We start from the raw sequence: 17,125 nt of genomic DNA, 5'->3' as shown, positions 1-17,125 counted from the left end.
GTGCAAAAGGAGATCATCATGATTTTAGTAACAGGAAGTAAGGGTCAGTTGGGGACGGAGCTTTGCCATTTGTTAGATGAACGGCAAGAGGACTATGTGGCGGTTGATGTGGCTGAGATGGATATTCTGGATGCAGCCAAGGTTGATGCGGTTTTTGAACAGGTCAAACCAAGTCTGGTCTATCACTGCGCAGCCTATACGGCGGTTGATGCGGCAGAAGATGAGGGCAAGGAACTCAATTATGCCATCAATGTGACAGGGACGGAAAATGTTGCCAAGGCTTGTGCCAAGTTTAATGCAACCTTGGTCTATATTTCCACGGATTATGTTTTTGATGGGGAAAAGCCTATTGGTCAGGAGTGGTTAGAAACAGACCAGCCAGATCCGCAGACGGAGTATGGACGTACCAAACGTTTGGGAGAAGAAGCGGTGGAAAAATATTTGGATAACTATTACATTATCCGCACGGCTTGGGTTTTTGGTCACTATGGCAAGAATTTTGTCTTTACCATGCAGCATTTAGCAGAAAAACATCCTAAATTGACCGTGGTTAATGACCAGCATGGTCGTCCAACCTGGACGCGAACCTTGGCAGAATTTATGACCTATTTGACAGAGCATGGTAAGGATTATGGCTATTATCATTTGTCAAATGATGCGACAGAAGATACGACTTGGTATGATTTTGCTGTTGAGATTTTGAAAGATACTGATGTAGAAGTGGTTCCAGTAGATTCTAGCCAATTTCCAGCCAAGGCCAAACGCCCACTCAATTCAACCATGTCCTTGGCTAAGGCTAAGGCGACTGGTTTTCTTATCCCAACTTGGCAAGAAGCTCTCGCAGCCTTTTACCGCCAAGAAGTGAAGAAATAAGTCTGTAGCATGCTAGGGTCTCCCTAGCTTTTTTAGTCTCAAATGGGGTCAAATATGGTATAATAGACTATAATTGTAGCTTGAAAGGAGTAGAGCCATGCAGGATGTTTTTATCATTGGTAGTCGAGGCCTACCTGCCCAGTATGGGGGATTTGAAACCTTTGTGGAAGAATTGGTAACGCGTCAGCAGGATAAAAGCATTCGTTATCATGTCGCTTGTTTGAGCGATGATAAGAACAAGCAGCATGTTGACTATCGAGGAACCGATTGTTTTATGGTGCCTGTTCCTAAGTTTTTGGGGCCAGCTCGGGTTATTGCCTATGACCTTAAAGCTATTGCCTATGCCCTGGACATGATTAAAGAGCAAGGGCTGAAACATCCTATTTTTTATGTTTTGGGGAATACCATCGGTGGCCTGATTGGACCAGTGGCCCATCAGATTAAAAAAGTAGGTGGGAAATTGTATGTCAATCCCGATGGTTTGGAGTGGAAACGCTCCAAATGGTCTCGTCCGGTGCAATATTACCTTAAGCAGGCAGAGAAGCAGATGAGTAAATCGGCAGATCTTTTGATTTGTGATAACCCAGGCATTGAAGATTATATGACAACTAGCTATCCATGGGCTAAAACCACCGTCATCGCCTACGGTACGGATGTGGTCAAATCAAGTTTGACGGCTGACCATAAGCAGGTGCGAGCTTTTTTTGAGCAATGGCAGAGCCGAGAAAAAGGCTATTACTTGATTGTTGGTCGCTTTGTTCCAGAAAATAATTATGCGGCCATGATTAGAGCCTTTATGGCTAGTCAGACCCAGCGGGATTTACTGATTATTTGTAACCATGAGGGCAATTCCTATTGGGAAACCTTGCGGAAAGAAACTCAGTTTGACCGAGATAGACGGATTAAATTTGTCGGAACGGTCTATGACAAGGCCCTTTTGTCCTATGTGCGTCAGTCTGCCTTTGCCTATTTGCACGGTCATGAGGTTGGTGGGACCAATCCTGGTTTGCTAGAGGCCCTAGCTCAGACGGATTTGAACTTGGTTTTGGGAGTTGATTTTAACCGTCAGGTGGCTAAGGATACCGCCCTTTATTGGGATAAGGGAAATCAGAGCCTAACTCAGTTGATTGATCATTATGATCAAGAGTCAGATTTTTCGGCTTGGGGTAAGAAGGCTCGGCAGCGTATGCTAGCGGCTTACAGCTGGGAACAAATCGTTGGACAGTATGAGGAGTTGTTTTTAGATGAAGGTTAATATTCTCATGGCTACCTACAATGGTGAGCGTTTTTTGGCGGAACAGATTGAAAGTATTCGTCAGCAGACCTTTGATAACTGGCAACTCTTGATTCGTGATGATGGGTCTAGTGATGCGACAAGACAAATTATTCAAGATTTTGTTGCCCAAGACAATCGAATTCGTTTTGTCAATCCTGATACGATAGAGAATATCGGTGTCATCAACAGTTTTCATACGCTTCTCAAGCAGGAGCAGGCGGATTTTTACTTTTTCAGTGACCAAGACGATGTTTGGTTGCCAGAAAAATTGAGCCTCTGTTTGGAGACCGCTCAGGCTTATGAACCAGACCGCCCCTTGTTAGTCTATACCGATTTGTCGGTGGTTGATGATGGGTTGAATTTAATAACTCAGAGTATGATTAAAAGTCAATCCCACCATGCCAACACGAGTTTACGGCAGGAATTGACCGAGAATACGGTAACCGGGGGAACCATGATGATTAATCATGCCTTGGCTGAAAAATGGTCGCAGACTGACGGTTTGTTGATGCACGACTGGTATTTGGCCCTCTTGGCCAGTGGTTTGGGGCAGTTGGTTTATCTGGACGTGCCAACGGAGCTTTATCGTCAGCATGATGCCAATGTTTTGGGGGCAAGAACCTGGTCCAAACGGATGAAAAATTGGCTCCGTCCACACCAGCTGGTAGAAAAATATTGGTGGCTGATAAAAGCCAGTCAAAAGCAGGCTAATTACTTGCTCCAAGAAAGGCTAAGCTCAGCAGATAGGGACTTGGTCTCTGCTTATGTGACCCTCTTAGACCAGCCTTTCTTGGAACGGATTAAAATATTACACAAATACAAGCTGGCAAAAAATCGCTGGTTTCATACCCTGGTTTTTAGGAGTTTGATCATTAGTAAGTTTGGTTATAGGAGAAACTAATGGATTTTTTTACAAAAGAAAATAGAATTTTACTGAAAGAATTGGTCAAGACTGACTTCAAATTGCGTTATCAGGGCAGTGCTATTGGTTACTTATGGTCTATTTTGAAACCAATCATGCTATTTGCTATTATGTATTTGGTCTTTGTCCGTTTTTTGAAATTTGGTCAAGATGTTCCTCATTTTGCAGTCGCCCTCTTGCTGGGAATGGTCACTTGGACTTTTTTTTCTGAAGCGACTAATATGGGCATGATGTCCATTGTAGCTAGGGGAGATTTGTTGAGAAAACTCAATTTTTCTAAAAGCATTATTGTCTTGTCCTCAGTGGTAGGAGCCTTGATTAACTATGGGATTAACCTCATTGTGGTTATGATTTTTGCCCTTATCAATGGTGTGAGTTTCAAGTGGACAGCTCTCTTTGCTCCTGTTTTAATCATTGAAGTGGCTCTCTTGGCCATGGGAATTGCTCTGTTTTTGGCAGCTCTGTTTGTGAAATTTCGTGACATTGGCCCAGTTTGGGAGGTGATGATGCAGGCGGGCATGTATGCCACACCCATTATCTACCCCTTGAGTCAAATCTCAAATACTAGCCTTGTAGCAGCCAAAATTGTCATGCTTAATCCGATGGCTCAGATTATTCAAGATTTACGCTATCTTCTCATTGATCCAGCCAATACGACCGTTTGGCAGATGGTGAGCTTTCCCTATCTAGTCATTCCTTACCTTTTACCTCTAGCCATTTTTGGTTTTGGTTTTGGTTATTTTAACAAGCATGCGAAAACATTTGCGGAGATTCTTTAATGACAACTAATATTGCAGTAAAAGTAGAACATGTCAGCAAGTTTTTCAAATTGCCGACAGAGAGTACCCATAGTTTGAGGACCAGTTTGGTTAACCGATTTAAGGGAATTAAGGGGTATAAAGAATATCATGTGCTCAAGGACATTAACTTTGAAGTGGAAAAGGGTGATTTTTTTGGCATTGTTGGCCGTAATGGTTCTGGAAAATCAACCCTGCTCAAAATTATTTCCCAAATTTATGTCCCAGAAAAAGGACAGGTGACCATTGACGGCAAATTGGTTTCTTTTATTGAGTTGGGTGTGGGCTTTAATCCTGAACTGACAGGTCGAGAAAATATCTACATGAATGGTGCCATGCTGGGCTTTACTACCGAGGAAGTGGATGCCATGTATGATGATATTGTTGATTTTGCTGAGTTACGGGATTTTATGAACCAAAAACTGAAAAATTATTCCAGTGGGATGCAGGTTCGTTTAGCCTTTTCAGTAGCTATTAAAGCCCAAGGTGATATCCTTATTTTGGATGAAGTCTTGGCTGTTGGTGATGAAGCCTTTCAGCGGAAATGTAATGATTATTTCTTGGAGCGTAAGGCCAGTGGCAAGACCACTATCTTAGTCACTCATGATATGGGGGCGGTTAAAAAATATTGTAACAAGGCAATTTTGATAGAAGATGGCTTGATTAAGGTCAATGGTGAGCCAGATGATGTCGCCAATCAGTACAGTTTTGACAATGCGGTAGTTAAGGAAGTGGTCGAGGAAGACCAAACAGAAGAAGCCCTTGAGAAAAAACTCCAGGTTGATAACCTTCAGGTCAAGCTCCTATCACCTGCTCAGCTAACGCCCAAAGAGAAGATTTCTTTTGAAATTTCTTATGATGTCTTAGAGGACATTGAGACCCATATCGTCTTTTCATTGACGGATATTGATCGGCAGATTTGGATTTATAATGACAATGCTTGGGATATCCCCTCTCAAGGGCGGGGGCATAAACGCTATCGTTATAGCTGTGACCTTCCCAATCTCAATGATATCAAACTGAAACTCCAAGTCACTATCTTGGGCAAATCCAAGGAAATGTTGGCCTTTGCTAATGCCAGCAATGCACCCATTATTCTGATGACTCGTGATGATTTGGCCTTGGATGATTTATCGGCTCTAGATTCGGCCTCAGGTATTATTCAGCGTAATGGTACTTGGGAAATGTTATCTGAATAAATAAGGAAGGCGATTATGGAAAAATCACAACCACTGGTGTCTATTATTTGTACGAGCTATAATTACGCTGCTTATATTGCACAGGCCTTTGATGGTTTTTTAGCACAGAAAACAAGCTTCCCTTTTGAAATTATTGTTGTTGATGATTGTTCAACAGACCATTCGATGGAGATTATTGAAGGCTATAAAAACCAATACCCTGATTTATTTCGCGTATTTGTCAATGATAGTAATCAGGGGATTACCAAGACTTGGCTTGCTATCTGTCAAGAGGCTAGAGGGAAATATATTGCTCGGTGTGATGCGGATGATTATTGGATTGATCCTTATAAGTTACAAAAACAGGTGGATTTACTAGAAAATTCGGCTGATTCTAGATGGTGTAACACTGAGTTCAACATTGTGGATGAAGAGAATAAGGTGATTCACCCTAGTGTTTTTGCTAATGGTCCTATCGCCTATGCCAATACCTATGAAAAAATGTTGGCAACTAAGGGGATGACCTTGACCTCGTCTTGGTTGGTTGAGAGTGACTTGATGCGAGAGGTTAATGCCCTAGTGGACCCTGAAGCTGTTGATGATGGTTTTCCCATGCAGTTGGAATTTTTTAAAAGGACTAGGTTGTCCTATATTGCAGAACCGACAGTGGCCTATCGCATGACCCAAAATTCAGATTCTCGTCCTCAGTCAGAAGAAAAAGCCCTTTGGCGAATCAATGGACTACTGGCAACCCAGTTGACCTATATTGACAAATATCCTGAACAAGATATGACGGAAATGGTTAAACTATTGGTTAAGCAAGATGCTAAACAAGAGGAACGTATTTACCATTTCGGTCAGGCTATTCATGGCTTAAATGAACAAATTCGGCAACAGTCCTTGCAACAGGAACACTTAAGGCAACATATTGCAGAGTTAGAGCAAGCAAAAATGGATCTAAACCAAGAAAAAGAGGATTGGCAGTCGCAGTACCACCAACTCAAACACCAGTATGAACAGTTGTGGACTCAATATAACGGTGTCATCAGTTCTCGGCGGTGGACCATACCAACAAAATTGATAAATATGTTTAGGAGAAAGAAATGAAGAGAGTCCTCTTGTATGTTCATTTTAATAAATACAATCGTGTCAGTTCTCACGTTTATTATCAACTGACTCAACTGAGACCCTTATTTTCAAAAATTTTAGTGATTTCAAACAGTGAGGTTAGCCAGAAGGATTATCAAAGCTTAGTCAATCAAGGCTTGCTGGATGACTTTATTCAGCGGGAAAATAAAGGCTTTGATTTTGCTGCTTGGCGGGATGGAATCTTGCAGTTGGGCTTTGATCATCTAACCACCTATGATAGTCTGACCATCATGAATGACACCTGTTTTGGTCCCTTATGGGAGATGAAGGATTATTATTTGACTTATGAGGCAAATCAAGAGGTAGACTTTTGGGGCTTGACCAATCATCGGGCAACCAAGGCCTTTAAGGAGCATATTCAGAGTTATTTTATCAGTTTCAAGCAGGCTGTTTTGCAGTCTGAGGCCTTTGAGGATTTTTGGCAGGGGGTCAAAGATTTTACGGATGTTCAAGAGGTCATTGCACATTATGAAACACAGGTGACCACGACCTTACTGGATGCTGGCTTTACTTACCAGACCATTTTTGATACGGTTGATGAAGATACTAGCGGCATGTTGCATGCGGATTTTTCTTATTATAATCCCACAGCCATTTTGCAGAAAAAAGTGCCTTTTATCAAGGTTAAAACCATTGATGCCAACCAGTCGATTAGTCCTTATCTGCTGGATACCATTGACAGAGAAAGTGATTATCCAGTGGACTTGATTGTTTCCCATATGTCAGAAATGGGTATGCCTGATAGTAAGTACCTTTTGGGACGCAAATACCTAGCAGGAGGGGAGCTGCCCTTACCAGATAATCCATCGGTTGCGGTTCACTTGCATGTCTTTTATCCAGATTTATTACCAGAATTTTTATTGGCTTTTAAGTCCTTTGAGTTTGCTTATGACCTGTTTATTACAACAGACACCGCAGTGAAAAAGGCGGAGATTGCTAGCTTGCTAGCCGAGGAAAAACAGGAAGCTCAGCTATTTGTGACGGGTAATCTTGGCCGTGATGTTCTTCCCATGCTCAAACTGAAAAATGTGCTATCAGCTTATGATTATGTCGGCCATTTTCATACCAAAAAATCCAAGGAAGCAGATTTTTGGGCGGGAGAGTCTTGGCGTCAGGAATTGATAGCCATGTTAGTCAAACCAGCCAATCAGATTTTGGCTCAGATGGCCCATCAGGAAAAATTAGGTTTGGTAATTGCTGATATTCCTAGTTTTTTCCGTTATAATAAAATTGTGGATGCTTGGAATGAGCATTTGATTGCCCCAGAGATGAATGACCTGTGGCAGAAAATGGGCTTGACCAAGACCATTGATTTTCAGGCCATGCACACCTTTGTCATGAGTTATGGGACCTTTGTTTGGTTTAAGTATGAGGCCCTCAAACCCTTGTTTGAACTGGGCTTGACTGATGAAGATGTCCCTGCTGAGCCTTTGCCACAAAATTCCATTCTTCATGCGATTGAGCGTCTCTTGGTCTATATTGCTTGGGACCAGCATTATGATTTTAGAATCTCGCCAAATCCTCTTGCCCTAACCCCATTTATTGACAACAAACTCTTGAATGAACGGGGCCAGTCAGCGCCTAATACCTATGTTGACTTTACCTATATGGGAGGGATTAAGGGGGCCTTGAAATATATTGTGATTGGTCCTGCTAGGGCAGTCAACTATATTTATCGGCGATTAGTTGGGAAATTAAAACAATGACGTTTGAAGAAAAACTTAGTGCCCAGCTGCCCAAACTGTATCGGCTGGTTATCTTTGTTCTTGTTTTTTATGTTAATTTCCAGTTGCTCAATCTCTCTCTGTTAAGGGCGACCAAAGATGTGGGGTATAAGTGGTCTATTGGCTTTGGTTTTAGCCTATTGTTCCTGTCTTTATTTGCCCTAGCCTTATTTCTCAGTCAGGAGTTATCCAAAAGATTTATTAGGGATCTCGGTTTAGGTTATGCCTCTTATATAGTCATAGCTTATGGCATTCGCATGAGCCAAAACATTAATAATGAAGGCTTTAATCCTTGGCATTTGCTAAAAAATGGCTTTTTCCAATGGAATGCCTTTGGGGCATTGGGCTGTTTAATTTTGCTTAGCCTGGTTTGGCGAAGCTTTTTGCAAAAATATTATGCCAAGAATGAGTTGTTTTTGGCCCTTAAAGACCATGCCCGGTGGCCGACGGGTCTATTCCATCTTTTGATGGCGACTATGATGATTAATGATAGCAGCTACCGAGATTTTTTGAGTCCTTCCTTGGCTGCTAGTCTGGCGGCAGGAGAAATGGCTGCCTACCACCTTAATATCATTTTGAATGTGTTGTGGTCCTTACTGTTTTTTACCTTGATGAGTTATCTCTTGGCCAAGGCTTGGCAGGAGTTAAGATTACAACGTAGAGGATTTTCTTTAGCAATAGCAACCAGTTTCATACTGGCTCTGGTGACCAATTATGCCTTGCAGTTAGGGGTTAGAAAGCCAGAAATGTTGTTAGGACAGTATCTTGTTGTCGGGGCAACTAGTTTCCAAATCAGTATCTTGTTTTTATTGGCCCTACTGGTCTATTTGCTCATCAATCGTTACCTCTTGGCAACCTTCTTTTTGGTCGGTCTAGCCACTACCCTGTCTTTGGTCAATATGATCAAAGAGGCCATGCGGAGCGAGCCCCTATTGCTAACTGATTTTATTTGGTTAGGTCGGCTATCCCTGGTGCTAGATTCAGTTAGTCCCGGACTGATTTGGCTGGTCTTACTCGCCTTAGTCTTTCTTGTCTTTCTTTACAACCTTTGCCATCGCCACTGGTTTTCTCCCCGTCTTTTGTCGTTCAAACAACGCCTGCTGGGATTGCTGGTTGTAATTCTTTCCTTCTTTTTCCTTTTGTTTGTCAATGATGAGTCAGTTAAGAAATTAAGATTCAATTTGCCAAATTTATCTCGTTTAGAACGTTCTATGGCTATTGACTGGCTAGGTTTCTCAACCAATGCTCGTTACAAGTCTTTGATGTATGTTTGGAGCAAGCAGTTAACTCAATCCATCATGACAAAACCAGATAATTATAGGGCGCAGGCCATTGAAGAATTGGTTAATAAGTATACTAAGTTGGCAACTCGTATTAACCAGGAGAGAAGCACTAGAATTGAAGACCAGACAGTGATTTATATCTTGAGTGAAAGTCTAGCCAACCCTAATCGTCTGCCCGGTGTCAACCTGTCACAGGAGGTCTTACCAAATCTGGAACAGATTCAAGAGACAACAACCAGTGGCCTGATGTTGGTAGATAGTTATGGTGGCGGAACGGCTAATACTGAATTTCAGGTCCTGACAGGTTTGCCATCTTATAATTTTTCTTCTTCAGTGTCTATTTTTTACACTGAGGTTGTTCCTAAAATGAAGACATTTCCTGCTATTAGTGACCAGTTCCAAGCTGATAATCGTGTGGTGTTGCACCCGGCCAGTATCAATAATTACAGTCGTAACTATATTTATAATCGTTTGGGGTTTAAGACCCAGGTTTTCTCAGAAGGGATAAGTGATCAGTTTAGTCAAGCACAACGGCTAGGAGCTAGTGTCAGCGATCAGTCGGTCTATGATGAGATATTGAGACGACTGGATCCACAAAGTAATCAATTTTTCTCAGTCATCACCATGCAAAATCATGCCCCTTGGTCTGTCGGTCAACCAGATGAAGTCACCGCAAAAGGGAAAGGCTTTAGTAGTGCTGCTAATAGTAATTTTACCGAATATGCCCGTTTACTGACCCACTCAGATCAAGCTTTGGCTGAATTTATTGACCAGCTAGCTCAAATTGATAAGCCAATTACTGTGGTCTTTTACGGCGATCATTTACCAGGATTTTATCCTGAGTCTGTCTTTGCTAAAGAACCAACCCTGCAATACCAAACCGATTATGTCATCTGGAGCAATTATCAGGACCAGAAACTTGACTATCCTCTGGTACGTTCCAGTGATTTAACAGCCGAGTTGTTAGCCCATACTAATGCTAAGGTTTCTCCCTACTATGCCTTGTTAACCAAGTTGTTAGAGGCTGAAAATTCGAAAAATTTGCTTCAGGTCAATGATCAGGAAGAAGAATTCAGGGAAGACTTAAAATTATTACAGTATGATATGACCTTGGGGAAAAATTATATTAGTCAATACCGTCAATTTTTCGACACGGTAGAATAGATTAGGAGAGGAAAATGAAGCATACTTTTGTGATTTGTGCCTATGGCGAGAGCCCTTACTTGGAAGAGTGTATTCAGTCTCTGAAAGCTCAAACCTATTCATCTCGAATTATTTGTTATAGTTCGACTCCCAATCAGTTAATCAAGCAAGCCTGTCAAACCTATGACATTCCCTTTTATCATAAGGAGGGAGGTGGTATTGGTAAGGATTGGAATAATGCGTTGAGCTTTGTGGAAACACCTTACTGTACCCTTGCCCATCAAGATGATGTCTATGAAAAAAACTATGCGACAAAGATTATGGCAGCATTTGAGGCCTCTCCTGAAACCACGATTGCTTTTTCCAACTATGCGGAATATCGAGAAGGAGTGGTAATGGGGAGCAATCTTAATCTCAAGATTAAATCAGTCATGCTAGCGGTCATGTCCTGGTTTCCCAGCTCCAAGGCTTGGCGGCAATTGATTTTGGCCTTTGGCAATCCGATTGCCTGTCCAGCTGTTTCGTATCATTTGAAGAAGCTGCCAGGATTTCAATTTTCAGAAGAGTTGAAGGTTTCACTGGATTGGTATGCCTGGTACCAGATTTCTAAGCATTACCAAGGTCGATTTTCTTATGTGCCTGAAAAATTGATGTATCATCGTATTCATGCGGATTCGGAGACAACGGCCATGATTTCGGATCAAACACGGACCAAAGAAGATTTGTTTATGTATGAACTGCTATGGCCCAAGCCTCTAGCAAAAGTGCTGAATGGCTTTTATAAATGGAGCCAAAAATCCAATCATTAGGAGATTGTGGTGAAGAAGAAGTTAATAATTATCCCAGCTTATAATGAAGCGGCAAGTATTGTTCAGACGGTAACGGAGATCAAAAAGGAAGCTCCAGAGTTTGACTATGTTGTTATCAATGATTGTTCAACTGACCAAACCTTGGCGATTTGTCGTCAACATGGGTTTGACGTTATTGATTTACCCATTAATTTAGGAATCGGTGGGGCTGTTCAAACGGGCTATCTTTATGCCTATCGTCATCATTATGATCTGGCGGTTCAAGTAGATGGTGACGGTCAACACAACCCAGCCTTCCTAGCCGCTATGGCCCAAGAATTTGAAAATGACTCAGTCAATATGGTCATCGGTTCTCGCTTTATAACCAATGAAGGCTTCCAGTCCTCTTTTGCTCGAAGAATTGGCATTCGCTATTTTACTTGGTTGATAAGATTGCTGACCAGTCAGACCATTACCGATGCTACTTCTGGCTTGCGGATGGTTGATCGTTCCTTGATTGAACGCTTTGCCCATACCTATCCAGATGATTATCCAGAACCAGAAACAGTGGTAGATTCCTTACTCAATGGTTATAAGGTCAAGGAGATTCCAGTCGTTATGAATGAGCGCCAAGGGGGTGTTTCATCCATTTCCTTGTCAAAATCCATTTATTACATGATAAAAGTTAGTCTGGCAATTTTATTTGTCAGAGTTAGGGGGAAAGAATGACGATTACAGCAAGTTTGTTCATTAGTTTGGTCATCTTGACCTTTGTCATTTATCTGCTTAGTCTGATTAAGCACAATAAACTGTTGATTAAATACTCCCTATCTTGGGTTTTGACAGCAGTAGTGATTCTCTTTTTTGTCTGGGTTCCTCAATCCTTGTTGCTTTTGACTAAGGCTTTGGGCATTTACTCGCCGACGAACATGCTTTTTTTCTTGGGTTTCTGTCTCAGCCTGTGTATTATTTTTAGCTTAACCAATACCCTATCTCGGCAGTCTGTTAAGATTAAGACGCTAACGCAAGAACTTGCCTTATTAAAAAAAGAAGGGTTCGTTACTGATGACAAGGAGTAATCACAGTCAATTTATCTGGAATCTATTTGGGAGTTTGTCAACAGCCCTGGTTTCAGTGGTCTTGCTTTGGATTGTCTCACGGACCCTCCCGCTTGATGAAGCAGATATGTTCTCTTTTGCCTATTCCTTTGGTAATTTAATGGTCATTGTTGGCTTATTTCAGGTTAGAAATTTTCAAGCGACTGATTTGAGACACGAATATTCCTTTGCCAGCTATCTTTTATTACGCTTGTTGACAGCCACAGCCATGTTGTTGTTGAGTTTGGCCTATGTTTTTTTTGGAGGTTTATCAGGAACTAAGGCTCAGGTGGTCATTTTGGTGATTTGTTTTCGTTTGGCAGATGTTCTATCAGATGTATTTCAAGGCTTTTACCAGCAGCACAACCGTTTAGATAAGGCAGGTAAGTACCTGACCGTCCGCAATGGTCTTAGTCTGTTGATTTTTGGGCTTATGTTGTCCTTTAGTAAGGGGCTTTCTCTCTCTCTGGCTGGGGTTAGCTTGTTATCCTTGGCCTATGTTTATTGTTATGATTGGCGAAAGAGCTTTACCATCAGCCCCTGGGCAATGGCAGAGCTCTGGCAAAAAGAAACCCTGCTGCAGGCGAAAAGTATTCTTCTGGCCACCTTTCCTCTCTTTTTGAATGGCTTTATCCTTCTGTATATTTACAACAATCCTAAGTATGTTTTGGATAATTTATTGGAGGCTGGAGTGATTCCTAGTGGTTTACAGACTTATTTTAACGTCCTCTTTATGCCTGCTTTTGTGATGAACTTGGTCATGCTATTTTTTAGGCCCCAATTAACTAAGATGGCGGATTTCTTTACCTCTCGGGATATGCTTGGTTTCCATCGTTTGCAATACCAGATTCTGCTTTACTTGGGCCTGTTCAGTGCCTTGGTCCTTATCGGGTCATGGATCTTGGGAATTCCCGCCCTAGAGCTGGTCTACGGCCTGTCCCTCTCTCCATACAAAAGAGCTTTTTTATGGCTAATGGCAGGAGGCGTTTTAGGTAGTTTTGCCACGGCATTTGATAATTTTTTGACCATTTTACGGCAGCAACGATTTTTGTTGGTTTCTTATCTCGGCTCTTTGCTAATGTCCTTGATCATTACTAAGCCCTTGGTTCAAGCGAGGGTGCTAGAAGGAGCAGCTCTTAGTTACTTTATAACCATGCTAGTCTGGTTGCTGCTATCAGTGCTTACTTATAGCTATCTCAACCATCGGATGAAGGAGGTTTATGATGTCGATTCCCTTAAGGATAAAAGAAATAATTAGGAAATTCTCCTATCATTATCACTACTTGCTCCTATTAATTTTGACTTGTTTTTATATGGTTATCATGTACACCGATAGCCTTAAACTCCCTCTGGGACATTTGACTTTCCTCGTTCTGGTATCTATGGCCCTGATCATGTATCAGCCCAGTAGCCAAATCAGGAGAGTTTTAGTGATGATTGGAGTTTTGGGTGGCCTGTCTGCCTTTTATTCCCCCATCAATGATGTTCCTGACGAGTATGTTCACTATGCCAGATCCCTCTTTTTATCAGAAGGTGACTTAAATCTAAGTAACAATCCCCAAGACCTAGAGGTATCAGAAGATATTAAGGCCATTGATCAACGAGCAGGTAAGAGTCTTTTAAAAGATAAGCTAGGGCAAGTCAGGCACAGCGACCAGCAACTATCTTATCTAGCGGTAAAAATGACCAATGCTTACTATAGTATCTCTTATCTGCCTCAGGCCTTAGGGCTTGCCTTGGGGAATGCCTTGAAACTTCCAGTCATTTGGACCTACTACCTTGGGCGTCTAGTCAATCTATCGGCCTACTTGTTGCTTATCTACCTAGCGCTTAAACGAGCGGGTGCCTATCAGCAGGTGATTGCAGTAGTGGCCATGAATCCAATGACAGTCTATCTGGCAGCTTCTTATAATCAAGATGGTTTTGCCACAGGGATGATTTTGTTGGTGATTTCGCTCTTTTTAAATTTACTAGAGTCGCCGAAGGTTTCTTATCGCCAACTGCTAACCTACTATCTGGCTTGTTTGATTTTGGTGGTAACCAAATTTCCCTACCTCTTATTAAGTCTTCTTCCTTTATTTATAAGAGAGGAGGGGGAAAAGCATGAAAGGATGGAAAAATTCCTTAACAAGTTCTTGTTGACTATTATTGTTATCGGCTTTGGTTTAATTTGGTACCTTTTGTATAATCAGATTCAACCACCTAAGCTGGCTGACTTTTTGGAAAAGGTCAATAGCAGCAAGCAGTTACAGACGATTTTTTCCAACTTACCTCTTTATGGCCGTTTGATTTTTAGAAAAATGTTTGAGAGTTTGCTTAATCTAAACGGAATGTTAATCTATGGGCCTCTGACCTATGGTACAGCTAGCAGTTTTACCTTGTATTTGGCCTATCTTGGTTTGGTCTATCTCAATAATCTAGGGAAAGCTAGAGTGGGTGCCGGCCTCAAACTTGGTCTCTTACTCGTTATTTTAGGAGTCTCTGGCATGATCACCTTGGCTCTTTACCTGACTTGGACACCTGTTGGAGATTTGGAAATTTTAGGAGTTCAGAGTCGTTATTTTATCGGCCTCTTGCCTTTGATTTACCTCCTCTTAAGCTCACATAAACCAGCAGCACAAGGACTGACTAATTTAGTTACCGACAAAAAAGTGATAAATTTGGGACTTGTCTTTCTCTTAACCATGTTGATAGCAACCGTCTTACAATATTATCGTTAATAAAAAACTCAAGCGACTAAGCTTGAGTTTTTCTTGTTAGGATGCGTCAAAATCGACTTTCCGCTTAACATCTGCGTATTCTTGAGCAACCTCATCCTTGAGGATATCATCATAAGCAGGAAGGTCAAGGTCTTGACCATATTTATTTCGGAGGGCAGTTGTCACTAAGCGATAGGCTAACTGCGGATTACGGGCTAAAATTGGTCCATGGAAATAACTGCCAAAGACATTTTTATAGTGGACCCCTTCTGTTTGGTCTTCCTTATTATTTCCGCAACCATAGACGACCTTGCCTAAAGGTTTTTCATCTTCAGAAAGGAAGGTGCGGCCTTGGTGATTTTCAAAGCCATAATAGTATTCATCGAATTCTTCATTATGAATTTTAATATCGCCAATAAAGCGGTTATTATTTTGATTGAGGGTGTAGTGGCCCATGACCCCAATGCCATCAATTTTAACCCCATTCGATTGGATGTAGTATTGTCCTAGAAGCTGGAAGCCACCACAGATAGCCAGAATCACCCGGTCATTTTGAATGAACCGGTCAACAGCCTGGCGTTTGCTGGGGAGATCTTTGGCGACTAAAGATTGCTCATAGTCTTGGCCCCCGCCGAAAAAGATAAGATCATAGTAATCAGGATCTAAAGGATCATCAATTGAGACAATATCCACGGTCATGGCGGCTCCCAATTTTTCACTGACGTATTTTATCATGAGGACATTGCCATTGTCACCATAAGTATTCATCAAATTACCATAAAGGTGGGCTAGATTGAGCTGGTAGGCAAAATCTTGAGGATTTTTGGTCTGTAATGAAGTATAGGTCATTAGTTGTCCTCCCTTGTAATGGCTTTTTGCTTGGTTAATAGGTCGCGTAATTCCAGCATGGCAGTATAGGTGGCCAAAATATAGGCGTGCTCTGTTTTTTGATGTTTAATCAGGTCCACCAAGTGCTCAAGACTTTGGGCTGTTTGGATTTTTTGGGAATCATAACCTGTCACACGTAGGCGACGGGCAATTTCTGCCGAGCGAACACCACCAGCAAAGACTTGGCTAATCGGCATGTTGGTAATAGCCTCAAAATCAGCATCCCAAATCCAGCTAGTATCAATCCCATCAGCATAGTTGGCATTGAGCAAGACAGAGAGACTGAAAGGATAAGGAGCTAATTTAATCATTTCTAAAGCTTGGCTGGCCCCGACAGGATTTTTGACGAGAACCAAGGTACATTGTTTATCACCAATGGTAAAGGTTTCCTGGCGACCAAAGACAGCCTTACTTTTTTCAAATCCAGCCTTGATTTGCTGAGGGGATACTCCGAAGTATTCAGCGACGGCAACACTGGCTAGGGCATTATAGATATTGTAAAGGCCGCCGATATTAATCTGATACTCTTGTCCATCAATGATAAATTGAGACGAGACATTAGTAATTTCAGTGAGTTGTGTTAGGCGGTAGTCCAATGGGGGTCTGCTGAAACCACAGGCGGGACAAATATAATCTCCCAGGTTAGCATAGGTGTTGAGGCGATAGGTTAAGATGCTCTGGCAAGCTGGACAGACAATCCCTTCGGTATTGTAATGGGCAAGTCTTGCCTCATGTTTTTCCGTATCAAATCCATAATATTTGACAGGGTTGGTCATGGTAGACGAATGAAAGAGTGGACTATCACCATTGGCTAAAATGGTTGCCTGAGGCGCATTTTTTGCCCCGTCTAAAATAAATTGATAGGTAGTGTAAATCTCCCCATAGCGGTCCATTTGATCTCGGAAAATATTGGTAAAGACGAAAAGACTAGGGGTAATATATTGGGTAATTTTAGGCAGGCTAGCCTCGTCAATTTCCAAAACAGCAATTTTTTTCCCTGATTTTCCTTTTTTAGCAGTTAAAAAAGTAGAGGTGATTCCTGTAATCATATTAGCTCCGCTAGGATTGGTCACAATTTCCCCAAAAGCTTCTTTAAGAATCCCAACGGTCAGAGAAGTTGTTAAGGTCTTACCATTTGAGCCTGTAATGACAACAATTTCGTAATCTTTGGAGAGGTCATCCAGGATCTGTTTGTCAATGCTAAGGGCGATTTTCCCAGGAAGGGTAGAACCACGCCCGAGTTTACTGAGAACAAGGTGGGCTGATTTTCCAGCCATTTTTGCAAATATCGATTTAACTGTCATGATA

The 17,125-nt window shown here is 41.8% G+C and carries 15 protein-coding genes; 13 read left to right on the top strand and 2 right to left on the bottom strand.

Annotation, left to right across the window (positions count from 1 at the left end; translation table 11 throughout):
* Positions 1 to 18: 18 nt before the first annotated feature.
* The 13 genes from rfbD (at position 19) to FRX57_RS01755 (ending at position 14,950) form a co-directional block, all read left to right on the top strand.
* Positions 19 to 873 carry a dTDP-4-dehydrorhamnose reductase gene (rfbD, locus tag FRX57_RS01815; protein ID WP_146566051.1) on the top strand — a complete coding sequence of 285 codons (855 nt, stop codon included), beginning with the start codon at positions 19 to 21 and terminating at the stop codon, positions 871 to 873.
* A 97-nt stretch (positions 874 to 970) separates the two neighbouring features.
* The gene (gene cps2T, locus FRX57_RS01810; protein WP_146566049.1) at positions 971 to 2,128 is read left to right on the top strand and encodes a beta 1-4 rhamnosyltransferase Cps2T; all 1,158 of its coding nucleotides are present in this window, start codon (positions 971 to 973) and stop codon (positions 2,126 to 2,128) included.
* On the top strand, positions 2,118 to 3,050 hold the full coding sequence (locus tag FRX57_RS01805; protein WP_146566047.1) for a glycosyltransferase family 2 protein: 933 nt from the start codon (positions 2,118 to 2,120) through the stop codon (positions 3,048 to 3,050). The genes cps2T and FRX57_RS01805 overlap by 11 nt, the downstream gene beginning before the upstream one ends.
* Positions 3,050 to 3,850, top strand: coding sequence for an ABC transporter permease (locus FRX57_RS01800; protein WP_146566045.1), 801 nt, complete (start codon positions 3,050 to 3,052; stop codon positions 3,848 to 3,850). Before FRX57_RS01805 ends, FRX57_RS01800 begins: the two co-directional genes overlap by 1 nt.
* Positions 3,850 to 5,067, top strand: coding sequence for an ABC transporter ATP-binding protein (locus tag FRX57_RS01795; RefSeq protein ID WP_146566043.1), 1,218 nt, complete (start codon positions 3,850 to 3,852; stop codon positions 5,065 to 5,067). The genes FRX57_RS01800 and FRX57_RS01795 overlap by 1 nt, the downstream gene beginning before the upstream one ends.
* 15 nt (positions 5,068 to 5,082) lie before the next feature.
* Entirely contained in the window at positions 5,083 to 6,153 is a 1,071-nt protein-coding gene (locus tag FRX57_RS01790) for a glycosyltransferase (RefSeq protein WP_146566041.1), read from the top strand.
* Complete coding sequence (locus FRX57_RS01785; protein WP_146566039.1) at positions 6,150 to 7,901, top strand: rhamnan synthesis F family protein; 1,752 nt, start codon at positions 6,150 to 6,152, stop codon at positions 7,899 to 7,901. Before FRX57_RS01790 ends, FRX57_RS01785 begins: the two co-directional genes overlap by 4 nt.
* Positions 7,898 to 10,366 (top strand): LTA synthase family protein, encoded by a 2,469-nt coding sequence (locus FRX57_RS01780; protein ID WP_146566038.1) that lies wholly within the window; start codon positions 7,898 to 7,900, stop codon positions 10,364 to 10,366. Before FRX57_RS01785 ends, FRX57_RS01780 begins: the two co-directional genes overlap by 4 nt.
* A gap of 14 nt (positions 10,367 to 10,380) precedes the next feature.
* Entirely contained in the window at positions 10,381 to 11,154 is a 774-nt protein-coding gene (locus FRX57_RS01775) for a glycosyltransferase family A protein (protein WP_146566035.1), read from the top strand.
* Between the two features lie 9 nt (positions 11,155 to 11,163).
* Positions 11,164 to 11,862: a glycosyltransferase family 2 protein gene (locus tag FRX57_RS01770; protein ID WP_146566033.1), complete on the top strand. Its 699-nt coding sequence runs from the start codon at positions 11,164 to 11,166 to the stop codon at positions 11,860 to 11,862.
* Complete coding sequence (locus tag FRX57_RS01765) at positions 11,859 to 12,212, top strand: DUF2304 domain-containing protein (protein ID WP_146566031.1); 354 nt, start codon at positions 11,859 to 11,861, stop codon at positions 12,210 to 12,212. The genes FRX57_RS01770 and FRX57_RS01765 overlap by 4 nt, the downstream gene beginning before the upstream one ends.
* Entirely contained in the window at positions 12,199 to 13,488 is a 1,290-nt protein-coding gene (locus FRX57_RS01760) for a lipopolysaccharide biosynthesis protein (protein WP_146566029.1), read from the top strand. The genes FRX57_RS01765 and FRX57_RS01760 overlap by 14 nt, the downstream gene beginning before the upstream one ends.
* On the top strand, positions 13,451 to 14,950 hold the full coding sequence (locus tag FRX57_RS01755; RefSeq protein ID WP_146566027.1) for a DUF2142 domain-containing protein: 1,500 nt from the start codon (positions 13,451 to 13,453) through the stop codon (positions 14,948 to 14,950). Before FRX57_RS01760 ends, FRX57_RS01755 begins: the two co-directional genes overlap by 38 nt.
* Before the next feature lie 36 nt (positions 14,951 to 14,986).
* On the opposite strand, the gene gatD is transcribed toward FRX57_RS01755, so the two are convergent.
* Positions 14,987 to 15,778, bottom strand: a complete 792-nt coding sequence (gatD, locus tag FRX57_RS01750; protein WP_146566025.1) for a lipid II isoglutaminyl synthase subunit GatD — start codon at positions 15,776 to 15,778, stop codon at positions 14,987 to 14,989.
* Positions 15,778 to 17,121: a lipid II isoglutaminyl synthase subunit MurT gene (gene murT, locus FRX57_RS01745; protein ID WP_146566023.1), complete on the bottom strand. Its 1,344-nt coding sequence runs from the start codon at positions 17,119 to 17,121 to the stop codon at positions 15,778 to 15,780. Before murT ends, gatD begins: the two co-directional genes overlap by 1 nt.
* Positions 17,122 to 17,125 lie beyond the last annotated feature (4 nt).

The organism is Streptococcus cuniculipharyngis (assembly GCF_007859195.1).
GTDB lineage: Bacteria > Bacillota > Bacilli > Lactobacillales > Streptococcaceae > Streptococcus > Streptococcus cuniculipharyngis.
Note: the sequence above shows the minus strand (reverse complement) of the source record. Positions and strands in the feature narration are given on the sequence as shown.

What these genes read in the sequence shown, in the direction of transcription:
- rfbD (WP_146566051.1), top strand. Translation starts at nt 19, where the DNA reads ATGATTTTAGTAACAGGAAGTAAGGGTCAGTTGGGGACGGAGCTTTGC.
- cps2T (WP_146566049.1), top strand. Translation starts at nt 971, where the DNA reads ATGCAGGATGTTTTTATCATTGGTAGTCGAGGCCTACCTGCCCAGTAT.
- FRX57_RS01805 (WP_146566047.1), top strand. Translation starts at nt 2,118, where the DNA reads ATGAAGGTTAATATTCTCATGGCTACCTACAATGGTGAGCGTTTTTTG.
- FRX57_RS01800 (WP_146566045.1), top strand. Translation starts at nt 3,050, where the DNA reads ATGGATTTTTTTACAAAAGAAAATAGAATTTTACTGAAAGAATTGGTC.
- FRX57_RS01795 (WP_146566043.1), top strand. Translation starts at nt 3,850, where the DNA reads ATGACAACTAATATTGCAGTAAAAGTAGAACATGTCAGCAAGTTTTTC.
- FRX57_RS01790 (WP_146566041.1), top strand. Translation starts at nt 5,083, where the DNA reads ATGGAAAAATCACAACCACTGGTGTCTATTATTTGTACGAGCTATAAT.
- FRX57_RS01785 (WP_146566039.1), top strand. Translation starts at nt 6,150, where the DNA reads ATGAAGAGAGTCCTCTTGTATGTTCATTTTAATAAATACAATCGTGTC.
- FRX57_RS01780 (WP_146566038.1), top strand. Translation starts at nt 7,898, where the DNA reads ATGACGTTTGAAGAAAAACTTAGTGCCCAGCTGCCCAAACTGTATCGG.
- FRX57_RS01775 (WP_146566035.1), top strand. Translation starts at nt 10,381, where the DNA reads ATGAAGCATACTTTTGTGATTTGTGCCTATGGCGAGAGCCCTTACTTG.
- FRX57_RS01765 (WP_146566031.1), top strand. Translation starts at nt 11,859, where the DNA reads ATGACGATTACAGCAAGTTTGTTCATTAGTTTGGTCATCTTGACCTTT.
- FRX57_RS01760 (WP_146566029.1), top strand. Translation starts at nt 12,199, where the DNA reads ATGACAAGGAGTAATCACAGTCAATTTATCTGGAATCTATTTGGGAGT.
- FRX57_RS01755 (WP_146566027.1), top strand. Translation starts at nt 13,451, where the DNA reads ATGATGTCGATTCCCTTAAGGATAAAAGAAATAATTAGGAAATTCTCC.
- gatD (WP_146566025.1), bottom strand. Translation starts at nt 15,778, where the DNA reads ATGACCTATACTTCATTACAGACCAAAAATCCTCAAGATTTTGCCTAC.
- murT (WP_146566023.1), bottom strand. Translation starts at nt 17,121, where the DNA reads ATGACAGTTAAATCGATATTTGCAAAAATGGCTGGAAAATCAGCCCAC.